Annotated in this window: 8 protein-coding genes, 1 tRNA gene and 1 pseudogene; 3 read left to right on the top strand and 7 right to left on the bottom strand. The window is 58.6% G+C overall.

Annotated elements, in window-relative coordinates; all coding sequences use genetic code 11:
- The first annotated feature begins 54 nt into the window (after positions 1-54).
- Positions 55-131, top strand: a tRNA-Met gene (locus ACN0WV_RS19235).
- 172 nt (positions 132-303) lie between these two features.
- Here the strand turns inward: ACN0WV_RS19235 and ACN0WV_RS19230 are convergent.
- Positions 304-615: a type II toxin-antitoxin system RelE/ParE family toxin gene (locus tag ACN0WV_RS19230; RefSeq protein WP_417607860.1), complete on the bottom strand. Its 312-nt coding sequence runs from the start codon at positions 613-615 to the stop codon at positions 304-306.
- Between the two features lie 4 nt (positions 616-619).
- A complete protein-coding gene (locus ACN0WV_RS19225) occupies positions 620-874 on the bottom strand; it encodes a ribbon-helix-helix domain-containing protein (RefSeq protein ID WP_417607859.1) in 255 nt (84 codons plus the stop codon).
- 243 nt (positions 875-1,117) lie between these two features.
- Here ACN0WV_RS19225 and ACN0WV_RS19220 point away from each other — a divergent pair, with 243 nt between their 5' ends.
- The gene (locus ACN0WV_RS19220) at positions 1,118-3,997 is read left to right on the top strand and encodes a UvrD-helicase domain-containing protein (protein WP_417607861.1); all 2,880 of its coding nucleotides are present in this window, start codon (positions 1,118-1,120) and stop codon (positions 3,995-3,997) included.
- A 332-nt stretch (positions 3,998-4,329) separates the two neighbouring features.
- Here ACN0WV_RS19220 and ACN0WV_RS19215 read toward each other — a convergent pair whose 3' ends face one another.
- On the bottom strand, positions 4,330-4,581 hold the full coding sequence (locus ACN0WV_RS19215; protein WP_417607858.1) for a hypothetical protein: 252 nt from the start codon (positions 4,579-4,581) through the stop codon (positions 4,330-4,332).
- Positions 4,581-5,255: a YcbK family protein gene (locus ACN0WV_RS19210; protein ID WP_417607857.1), complete on the bottom strand. Its 675-nt coding sequence runs from the start codon at positions 5,253-5,255 to the stop codon at positions 4,581-4,583. The genes ACN0WV_RS19215 and ACN0WV_RS19210 overlap by 1 nt, the downstream gene beginning before the upstream one ends.
- Positions 5,256-5,609: 354 nt before the next feature.
- On the opposite strand from ACN0WV_RS19210, the gene ACN0WV_RS19205 reads away from it, so the two are divergent.
- On the top strand, positions 5,610-7,190 hold the full coding sequence (locus ACN0WV_RS19205; RefSeq protein WP_417607856.1) for a hypothetical protein: 1,581 nt from the start codon (positions 5,610-5,612) through the stop codon (positions 7,188-7,190).
- A gap of 171 nt (positions 7,191-7,361) precedes the next feature.
- Here ACN0WV_RS19205 and ACN0WV_RS19200 read toward each other — a convergent pair whose 3' ends face one another.
- The 3 genes and pseudogenes from ACN0WV_RS19200 to ACN0WV_RS19190 form a co-directional block, all read right to left on the bottom strand.
- On the bottom strand, positions 7,362-7,670 hold the full coding sequence (locus tag ACN0WV_RS19200; RefSeq protein WP_417607855.1) for a hypothetical protein: 309 nt from the start codon (positions 7,668-7,670) through the stop codon (positions 7,362-7,364).
- Between the two features lie 36 nt (positions 7,671-7,706).
- A complete protein-coding gene (locus ACN0WV_RS19195; RefSeq protein ID WP_417607854.1) occupies positions 7,707-8,783 on the bottom strand; it encodes a DUF2793 domain-containing protein in 1,077 nt (358 codons plus the stop codon).
- A 10-nt stretch (positions 8,784-8,793) separates the two neighbouring features.
- Positions 8,794-9,018: pseudogene (locus ACN0WV_RS19190) on the bottom strand (hypothetical protein); the annotation flags it as partial.
- Positions 9,019-9,080: the final 62 nt, after the last annotated feature.

Raw genomic sequence — 9,080 nt, 5'->3', positions numbered from 1 at the left:
TATCTCTCAATACGATCGCGTGTCAGAACAAAAAAACTGACCGCACCAGATTGGCGCGGGATGGAGCAGCCCGGTAGCTCGTCAGGCTCATAACCTGAAGGTCGTAGGTTCAAATCCTACTCCCGCAACCAAAAAACAGCGCTAAATCAAACGCTTAAAGCCCGACCTAATCAGTCGGGATTTTGCTTGTCCGGTTTACATCAACGCCACATCAACACCGGACCAGAAAAATCGCACCAGCACGCACAAGCGGGGATTCGCAGGCAACGGCGTGCAAGGAAAGCAGCTTTCTATTTCGTTTGCTCAATCGCCAAGATCATCGCGAAAGCGATCCATCTGGTGCATCCGCTCGTGCAGGATGGTTACGATGCCAATGTCGCCATCCGAAAGCCACCGCCAGTACACGAAATGATGTGCGTGCCGAAAGTAAAAGCCATCGATGGCGAACTCCGCCGGTATTGGCCATGACACTACGCCGTGGCTGTCGATCTTCTCGAAGGCAGCAAACAGATCCGTGATGTAGCGATCTGCCTGTTCGGGACCCCAGCGGTCCCGGGTGTATCGATAAATGTCGTCTAGCCGGAGGGATGCGGCCTCCTGGACGCGCACAGCCATCCGGTTAACCGCGGTTCCGAGCGATCACATCGGCCGCCGTCAGAGGATGATAGCTGTCCTCGGGCGCTGCGAAGGCGCGCGTCAGTTCGGCTTTCAGCCGGTTGAACGCTTCAGCCTCAGCTCGCTCCCTGTCGCGCCGGATCAGATCACGAACGTATTCGCTAATGTTTTCGTAGGATCCGTTCTCGCCGACGTTCGAAGCCACGAACTCACTCAACGCACCACTTATCCGTACGGTCATCGTCGTGGTCCTGGACATGGAATCCTCCTGCTTTCGTATTCAAGATAAGCAAGAATGAACACGCACGCAAGGTTTCCGCCATCATAGTGCTTGGCATTCGCCACACTGATGCCGGGCCACTGGCCGATCACGGTTGCAGTCGATGGCTTGCACAGCACAAGCTCTCGAGGAAAGACGACAAGGCCCAGATCATTGATTCGATTACAACAACGCCCTTTTCTTGGACTGCTTGTGAACCCCTTTGGCAAGACCGCCAAGGTGATGGAACTCGATGGGCATCTACTCCGGATTGCCAGGGGCGGTCAAAAAACGTCTCTTTCGCTGGGATCCGTGACTGCACCGCCGATGGTTCGAAAGGGCGCGTTTGGCACTGTGCTGACAGTTCCTTCTGTTGCCTGCAACGATGTGATTCTGAAGGGCGCGGCCAATGTCGATGCCACAGCGTTTTCTGAAACCGTCAAAAATGCATGGATCAGCTTCAATCTTTCTGCCCTCGAGAAGGAAGCAAGCCGCTTTGATCGCATCCATGCGGGCGTCTTGGCGCTGGCGCACCCAACCCGCTATCCGGCTGCATGCCAGATTGCGCCTCTATTGGATGATGCCTGCGCTCTTGATGCGTCGCTGTTGTCGAAGCTGCAGCCCGAGGCCATCGGCGCCGATGCGTCCGAGCGTATTTCGGCTGTCCGGAGATTTGCTTCCGACGCGCAGACGGCGCGGGCCAACAGCATCGCTGTCTTTGTCGATGCTGAACTGGATCGCTGGAAAGATTTCTTTGATACGATCGAGAGCCAGCCGCTGACGCCAGAGCAGCGACTTTCCGTCGTTGTCGATGAAGACGCGACGCTTGTCCTTGCCGGGGCAGGATCGGGCAAGACCAGCGTGATTACCGCAAAGGCGGCCTATCTGCTCAAGGCTGGCATCCGTCAGCCAGAGGAGATCCTGCTGTTGGCATTCGCGAAGAACGCGGCGGAGGAGATGTCGGAACGGGTCGAGGCACGGTCAGGCGTGCCAATCGTGGCGCGGACGTTCCATGCCATTGCCTATGACATCATCGGCATCGTCGAAGGGTCAAAGCCCGCTCTGGCCGATCATGCCACCGACGACATGGCCTTTAGCAATCTGATCAAGCAGATCCTGAAGGACCTGGTCCACAGACTGTCAGACGTGTCGAAGGCGATCATCCAGTTTTTCGCGCATTTCCTGGTCGAGCCGAAGACCGAATGGGATTTCCAAACCAAGCACGAGTTCTACACCCACATGGAAAGCCAGGACCTGCGAACGCTGCAGGGTGAAAAGGTTAAAAGCTATGAAGAGCTCCAGATCGCCAACTGGCTTTATGAAAATGGCGTCGAATACGAGTACGAACCTGTCTACGAGCACAAGATTCCCGAAACCGGCAAGCGCGACTACCAGCCGGATTTTCGCCTGACCGAAAGCGGCATATACATCGAGCATTTCGGTGTGCGCCGCGAGAAAATGGCTGGTGGCAGCGAACGGCTGGTCACGGCACCGTTCGTCGATCGCGACGCATATTTGGCTGGCATGGAGTGGAAGCGTCAGGTCCACGCCGATCATGAGACCACCCTGATCGAGACCTACAGCTATGAGCGGCAGGAGGGGCGTTTGCTGACAGGCCTTGCGGAAAAGCTGGCCTCGCATGTGACCCTGAAGCCCCGCCCGGCCGATACGATCTACGACCAGATCGTCGAGCTCAAACAGGTCGATGACTTCTCGAAGCTGCTGGGCACCTTCCTTCGCAAGTTCAAAAGTGGTGGTTACAGCGTCGCCGACTGCGAAACCAAATCCGAACGGATGAAGCTCGGCAAACGCGCCAAGGCGTTCCTTGACGTCTTTGCGCCGGTCTTTGAGGAATACCAGAAGCGACTCGAGGGCCGGATCGACTTTGAGGACATGATCCTTCGCGCCGCGCAATACGCCGAGACCGGCCGGTACCTCAGCCCGTTCCGCCACATTCTGATCGACGAATTCCAGGACATCTCGCAAAGCCGTGCGAGGCTGGTAAAGGCGCTGAAGTCCCAGCATTCGGACGTGCGCATCTTCGCCGTCGGCGATGACTGGCAGTCGATCTTTCGCTTTGCCGGGTCCGATATTCATCTGATGCGCCATTTTGGGGCCGAGTTCGGCGGCAGCTTCGGCGACGTGTCGGGCGTGCACAGAACAGTTGATCTCGGTCGAACCTTTCGTTCGGTCGACCAGATCGCTTTCGCGGCAAGAACCTTCGTGCTTCGCAACCCTGCCCAGATAGAGAAGCAGGTCATTCCGGCCGGGACAGCAACAGAACCGGCCATCAGTATCGTGGCCGTGCCGCGCGCCGAGGAAGAGCGAAAGCTGTCTGACGTCCTCGCCGCATTGTCGGAACGGGCGAACACGGACCCGAAGCCAGCAAGTGTGCTGCTGCTTGGTCGATACCGTTTCAATGAACCTCGCATGCACGAGTTGCGGCGCCGGTTCCCGCAGCTGCATATCACCTTCAAGACCATTCACGCCTCGAAAGGCCTGCAAGCCGATCACGTGATCCTCTTGAATGCCGACAGCGGTCGGATCGGATTTCCTTCGGAGATCGTAGACGACCCCCTTCTTTCCCTGGTCTCGCCGGAAGAAGAGGCATTTCAGAACGCGGAAGAACGGCGCGTCATGTATGTCGCCATGACAAGGGCCAAGTATACCCTGACGCTTCTCGCTTCGCACGCGCGCCCATCCTCCTTTGTCACCGAACTCAGGAAGGATCCCGCTTACGGCATTGTTGCTGCTCCCGACGCGGAACCGGAAGTCCATGTTTGCGGAGAATGTGGCGGACGGTTGCTGGGAGTGACGGGGAAGGACAGTCGCATCTGGTATCGTTGTGAGCATGTCCAGCATTGCGGAAACCTGCTTCCTGCATGCCCGTCCTGCGGCACCGCTCTGCCACGCCAGGCGGAGGGAACGAACGAGGTTCGATGTGGTTGCACTGCCAGTTATCCACCCTGTCCGGAATGCAAAGATGGCTGGCTGGTCGAGCGCAGCGGTAGATACGGGGGGTTCCTCGGCTGCGTTCGCTATCCGACCTGTGTTGGTAAAGCGAAGATTTCGACCACAGAACGGCCCGTCGCCGTCAAGTCGAGACGCCGGAAACGGCCCTGACATCGGGTGCACAATTGTGCCCATTTCGGCGCGCGACAGAGGACGATGTCGCATGCCATCATGTCCGCGCAGCGACTCGCTGCCGTTCTTTGAAACTGTGAATTCATGAAACGGGCCGGACGTGACGTCGCGGTCGATGCGTCAGGCGCTTCCCGCAGGCAATTGTCCGGCCCGATCTTCACCCGCACGAACGCGCCTGGTCGCGCAGGACGGCGTAATCGCTGAGCATCCACACGACGACCGCACCCTCCGGCAGAGCAGTTATCTCGGCTACAGCGCGCGCCTGGTCGGCGGCGCTGTAGGGCACCACGGGCGGACATGACACGCGCACGTCAGAACTGACCGTCGCGCAGCCGCTCAACCAGAGCATCGCGATCAGCGGGACGACGGCTGGCGGCATCGAGCATCTGGCGTTGGATGTCATGGGCTTTCTCCGTGGTTTCGAGACGTTCAGCCAACCGCCCGGCGCGTTCACCGGCACGGCGGAGGTTCAGAAGGAACAGAGCGATGGTGGTGGCGGCCAGAAGCAGGCCCAGCGCCTTGCGCGCCGGGCCGCTGGCGAGGAGCGCGGTGATCCACCCCATCACCGCTGCCCCCGTTTCCAGTCGTCGATCCGGGCGTGGATCGCAACGGCGATGCCGATCAGGGCCACAGCGATGAACACCCAGCGCAGGGTGTCGAGGTAGGGCACCAGCGGCAGGATGGCGGATTGGGTCTCAGTGAGAACGTCCTGTGCGACTTCCACACCAGCCGCGCCGATGGTCGCCACCCCCGCCGCGCCGCTGCCTTTCAGCGTGCGGCTTTCGGCCAGAACTTCGCGCGCGGGTGGCACCTCCGGCACGAAGGGCGTGGGACGTGCGGGAAACGGCTCGCCCCAGGACCGCGCGGGGCCGAGGTCGATGTGCATGAAGCCCGAGCGGGGATAGATACCGAAGCCCAGAAAACCCACGTCGCGGGCAGCTGCGGCAAACGTGGCCGGGTCATGGTTCGACATGGCGATATCGAACGCGGTCCCGAGCATGTGCTTGGAGCGCGGCGCTCCGCCCACGGCGCGGTTGTGGGCGGGGCTGCGATAGGCCGAGCGCACGATCAGCGGCTTGCCAAGCCGGTCGCGTAGCGCCTGCAGCTTGTCCAGTGCAGGTTCGTTGACCAACAGCTTGCCGGTGCCGCGGCAGGCGATCTCTGCCGGGCTGAAATCTGGCCAGCGCCAAGCGCTTTCGGGCACGTCGCGCCAATGGTCGTAGAATGTCGTGGTCATGGGGTCCTCCAGAGACGAAAAAACCCGCTACGTGAGCGGGTCCGGTGACAAGTGGGAAGGTGCGTGTGTGAGACGTCAGACGGCTTTGACCGCTACGCCATCAACCGAGCCAAAAGGGATCGCCAGACTCTCACGCAGAGCGCAGTGAACGACAGGAATGAGCCCAGAGTTCCAAATACAGCGGCCCAATTGAATAGGTGATAAGCGCGTAATTTTGCTTTTAGTCACCGAGAGGGCAGCCCTTTGCGGACCTCGGCGAAAGTATCAAACGCTGTGATGTAGCTTCACCGGACCAGCCAGCTGCGATAGGCTATTCCTGTACCCGAAAAACGAGACCACGTGGAGCGTGTAACCTTGGACAAGAAAAGCAAAAAGCGGCCTTCGATGCCAGTAAGGGTTGCAAATGCCACCGGGCGTTCGGCGCTGTTTTTGGCTAAGGTCGCTGGGAAATCTGGTTGGGAAATCGCCAAGCCAGTGGGGCGGCAGACAGGCAAGCTCGCCGTAAAAGGGGGTAAAGCTGTCAAAGATCACGCTGCTGTAAAATTCGGAGAATTTGAACTTAGGCATACCAAATATACGCCGGAGAACTTCTTCGAAAAAGGAGCGATCTCTTTGGAAGACCTCGTCGATGCGCTATTGATTGAAAAGCGCGGCACGTCTGCAAGGATCGTTACAGCGCTTTCTGGGAAATTGGCTGCGGCAGGTACGACAGCAAGTTTATTTTCTATCGCATCCATCCTTGGAACAGCCAGTACAGGGACGGCCATCTCTTCACTTTCAGGTGCGGCTTTCAACAGTGCTGCGTTGGCTTGGATCGGTGGAAGCGTTGTAACTGGCGGGTGGATTGTCTTGGGCGTAGCTGCCGCTGGAGGAGCGGTCGCATATTTCGGATCTCGCAAGCTTGTTGGGAAATGGGCCGGAAAAAGGCGCAAGAAAAAGTCCTTAGACCCGCAAGAAATGCGGTTTGTCGAGACGTGTTTGATGTTGGCAACGGCCTTTCGTGAGCGAGCTAATCAAAACGCCGTTTTGGACCCTCTCACCGCTGAAACCCTGCAGCAAAACTTAAAGCACGATCTCCTCGAACAGCTGGATGTCTGCATCGCCAAAGTAAGAGACTGGCCAGATATTCCGCTGATGCGGCTTGAAGATCGCAAGGTAGATCTGGTCGAATTATTCGACGCCTTATCAACGAAGCACGGTCAAAAACCGTCAGTTGGAAGAAAATCCCCAGCGGCTGCCCCTTTAGTTACAGGTGTCGTATCTGCCACGATATTGAAATTGATGTCGGAGACCTCGCCTTCGTTTACGGAAAATGAGGAATTGGTTCTTCAGGCGCTACGTCGATCGAACAATAGCCTTGCCGATGCCAGTGAACTTGAACTGTCAGAATACTTGCAGTCGCTATCCGTTGAACAAATTGCAGGGCTAAAAAACAACGTAAAGGGAATCTACCATGAACTCGCGTTTCAGCGGCAAGAGAACCTGGATGGCGACGAGTACATTGTCGAGCTCTTCGACGACACGAACCATGCTGGCGCAGATGTCCGGATTATCAATGTTGCGACCGGCGATGTTTCCGAAATTCAACTCAAGGCAACAAATTACGCGTCATATGTACGTGAACACAACCAAAAATACGAAAACATCGACGTGCTAGTGACCAGTGAGGTTGCTGGCTCGTCGCCGGATTGGTCTTCTTCTGAGTTCAGCAATGCCAACCTTACAGATGATACGTCGTCGACTTTACACAAGCTCGGTCAAGGGGCCGACGCCGACATTGTTGACAGTATGGGGGTCGCTGCGATGGTGACACTTGCGGTCAATGCTAAGTCCATGTTGAAGGGTCAAGCTCTTTCCATAGAAGCGAAACAAAAAATCATTCAGGACGGAGTGGTGGCCGCAAGCGTCGCTGGATTGGTGCAACTCATTATTTAGATGTTCCATCCCGTACGACCGACCTTGGCGTATGATTGCATTCAGTGTCCGGTCTTGGGCGAAAATGCTCGAAGTTTGGGCCAGTAATAGCGTGATGCGCCACGATGATCGGATCCAGCAAAGCCGCTGCATTGAGTCGGAGCTTTGCGACGTTCCACTGCGTGCGGATGATCAGTCCTTGTCGCTGCGCTGGAACGCTTCGAACATCAGATTACGCATGGCACGGATGTCGGTCTCGATCCGCTCCAGCCGGTCGGCATCGCCCTTGCGGTCCTCGGCGCGCTGGCGATCGACGCGGTCGCGCTCGGCCAAAAGCTCGCGGTCCAACCGGGACAGCATGGCGTCATTGGTGAACGCCCTGCGCGAAACGGCGGCCAGCAGGGCGATGATGCCACCGATCAGCGCGGTGATGGCGGCAGTGATGCCGTGGTCGCGCAATGCCGCGCCAACCTCCTGCACGAGAGAATTACGTTCTGTCATGGTGATGTCCTTCGGTGATCGATCCTCACGCGTCACTCAGCCGATCTTCGCGCCCCAGAAGGACGTGTGCTCGGCCGCGAAATACCCATCCTGCGCGCGGAAATACCCCTGCAGCTCGACGGTATCGCTCGCACTTAGCGGCACCATGGTCTGCAGCCAGATGGCGGTGGCCAGAGAGACATGGGTGGCGGAACTCTCGCCGAAGGAGCCCCGGATTTCCGTGCTGCCGTTCAGCACCAACCGCCCGCGCATCCGGGCCGAGGTGCTGGAATTGACCTTGTAGAGCAGCGTTGCACCCAAAAGATACGTGCCGTCGACCGGGGCCACGAAGCGGTTGGTCCCGGCATCGAAACAGCCTTGGTCGTTATAGTCGGTGTTGTTGAGGCCGATCTTTGTCCAGGTGCCGACAGCGACATAGTTGTCATAGTCGGTATAGGCCTTGAAGCGCGGCAGCCGCGGCTGATCGACGATGCCGCTCGTGTTGTCGACGATGAGCCCGTCGAAGAAGGTGCTGCCGTCGGGCGAGACTGCGAGGCGGAACTTGTCAGACCCGAAAAGGCCCAGCAGCGCCTTTGTCACGAACCCAGTCTGCAGGGTCAGCCCGAGGTCGTCGCCCGCCGCCTCCTTGTTCATGGTGTAGAACAGATCGCCGGTGCCGCCCTCAGCCATGGTTTTGGCAGTCCAGAGCGCGGCGTTCAGCTTCGCGGAGAATGGATTGGCGGCGTCGGCGGTGGTCCCCAGCCCCAGAAGGGCAAGGTTCTGCAGGGCGTCCGGGGTCGAGCCGACCCAGCCCGTGCCGTCGTAGACTAGCAGAATTCCCTCGTCCTCGATCCATGCCCGCCAGCCGGTCCGGGGCGGCAGGCGAAGCCAAGCCCCATCCGCGAACAGCGCAACGTTCTGATCCCAGCCCGCCCAATCCCCTGTGCCGCCGCTGGCCACGATATAGCGGTCACCATCTGCGGGACTGCCGGGCGGCGCGGTCAGATCCCGGTCGAGAACGGAAAGCTGGACGAGCCCGTCGAGCAGCTGAAGCGCCTCGTTGTGGGTGACATGTTTCTGGGCCTGCGCCGCCAGGATGTAGGGCAGCAGAAGGTTGGTCGTGGCGTCGGACATGGTGGTCCTTTCAGAATGTCAGTGTGACGGTCTTGGCTGCGCCCCGCCCGATCAGGGCGGAGAGCTGAAAGATACGGATGGTCAGCGTGTCGCCCGGGCTCAAAAGTGCGCCCCAATCCGCCGTTTGGTCAGCGCCGGTATAAACGACACTGGTCGTGGAGCTGGTCAGCGTGCGTTTGACGTTCGCCCCATCGAGGATCTCAACCTCATAAGCTTCGACCTGACCTGCCATGGGATTTTTCCTCCACCGTCGATTAGAGTCCGACCCAACCTGAGGACGGACAATGAAGCGAACGA

Source organism: Primorskyibacter flagellatus (genome assembly GCF_048268605.1).
Lineage (GTDB): Bacteria > Pseudomonadota > Alphaproteobacteria > Rhodobacterales > Rhodobacteraceae > Primorskyibacter > Primorskyibacter flagellatus.
The sequence above is the reverse complement of the archived record's forward strand: the minus strand, read 5'-3'. Positions and strand labels throughout refer to the sequence as shown.

Excerpts from the sequence above, each read along its gene's own strand:
- ACN0WV_RS19230 (WP_417607860.1), bottom strand. The coding sequence starts at position 615 with ATGGCTGTGCGCGTCCAGGAGGCCGCATCCCTCCGGCTAGACGACATT.
- ACN0WV_RS19225 (WP_417607859.1), bottom strand. The coding sequence starts at position 874 with ATGTCCAGGACCACGACGATGACCGTACGGATAAGTGGTGCGTTGAGT.
- ACN0WV_RS19220 (WP_417607861.1), top strand. The coding sequence starts at position 1,118 with ATGGAACTCGATGGGCATCTACTCCGGATTGCCAGGGGCGGTCAAAAA.
- ACN0WV_RS19215 (WP_417607858.1), bottom strand. The coding sequence starts at position 4,581 with ATGGGGTGGATCACCGCGCTCCTCGCCAGCGGCCCGGCGCGCAAGGCG.
- ACN0WV_RS19210 (WP_417607857.1), bottom strand. The coding sequence starts at position 5,255 with ATGACCACGACATTCTACGACCATTGGCGCGACGTGCCCGAAAGCGCT.
- ACN0WV_RS19200 (WP_417607855.1), bottom strand. The coding sequence starts at position 7,670 with ATGACAGAACGTAATTCTCTCGTGCAGGAGGTTGGCGCGGCATTGCGC.
- ACN0WV_RS19195 (WP_417607854.1), bottom strand. The coding sequence starts at position 8,783 with ATGTCCGACGCCACGACCAACCTTCTGCTGCCCTACATCCTGGCGGCG.